The sequence below is a fragment of the Lujinxingia vulgaris genome (assembly GCF_007997005.1).
GTDB lineage: Bacteria > Myxococcota_A > Bradymonadia > Bradymonadales > Bradymonadaceae > Lujinxingia.
This window is the reverse complement of the sequence record NZ_VOSL01000091.1, coordinates 1-1,195: the sequence shown is the minus strand read 5'-3', so window position 1 is coordinate 1,195 and position 1,195 is coordinate 1. Positions and strand designations below refer to the sequence as shown.

Annotated in this window: 1 rRNA gene; it reads right to left on the bottom strand. The window is 52.9% G+C overall.

What is annotated here, in order from left to right:
• Nucleotides 1-1,172 (bottom strand): 23S ribosomal RNA (locus FRC96_RS16045); the annotation flags it as partial.
• Nucleotides 1,173-1,195 lie beyond the last annotated feature (23 nt).

Below are 1,195 nucleotides of genomic sequence, written 5' to 3'. Positions count from 1 at the left end.
TGGCTGCTTCTAAGCCAACCTCCTGGTTGTCTGTGTGCTTCCACATCCTTTACCACTTAACTGTCATTTTGGGACCTTAGCTGGCGGTCTGGGTTGTTTCCCTCTCGTCTACGGACCTTATCACCCGCAGACTGACTCCCGGGATAACACATAACGGCATTCGGAGTTTGATTGGGGTTGGTAACCGGGTTAGGCCCCTAGCCCATTCAGTGCTCTACCTCCGTCAGTGATATCTCCCGAGGCTATACCTAAATATATTTCGGGGAGAACCAGCTATCTCCGAGTTTGATTGGCCTTTCACCCCTACCCACAGCTCATCCCCTGATTTTTCAACATCAGTGGGTTCGGTCCTTCATCCCGTTTTACCGGAACTTCAACCTGGCCATGGGTAGCTCACTCGGTTTCGGGTCTACACCACGCAACTTATTCGCCCTGTTCAGACTCGGTTTCCCTGCGGCTGCATCTATTCGACTTAACCTTGCTGCGTAGCATAACTCGCTGACTCATTATGCAAAAGGCACGCGGTCACCCTGGCACAAGGCCATAGGGCTCCCACTGCTTGTAGGCATACGGTTTCAGGTTCTATTTCACTCCCCTTAAAGGGGTTCTTTTCACCTTTCCCTTACGGTACTGGTTCGCTATCGGTCGTCTGCGTATATTTAGCCTTGGATGATGGTCCACCCAGATTCCGGCAGGATTTCTCGTGTCCCACCGTACTCGGGAACCCTCTAAGCGAGCTGAATTGATTTCGTCTACGGGACCATTACCCTCTACGGTGACCCTTTCCAAAGTCTTCGACTATCGATTCAGTTTCTTACTCGCCGCACTCCTTACAGAGAGTGCAAAGAGAGCCCCACAACCCCGACCATGCAACGGCTGTAACCTTACACACAGTCGGTTTAGGCTCTACCCCGGTCGCTCGCCGCTACTGGGGGTATCTCAATTGATTTCTCTTCCTGCGGGTACTTAGATGTTTCAGTTCCCCGCGTTCGCTTCCTTCCACCTATGTGTTCAGTGGAGGATGACTGACTTTTGGTCAGCCGGGTTTCCCCATTCGGAAATCCACGGATCAAGGCCTGTTTGGCGGCTCCCCGTGGCTTATCGCAGCCTTCTACGTCCTTCATCGCTAGCAGACGCCCAGGCATCCACCGTACGCCCTTTGTCGCTTAACCACCGCATCGTCTACGACCCGAAT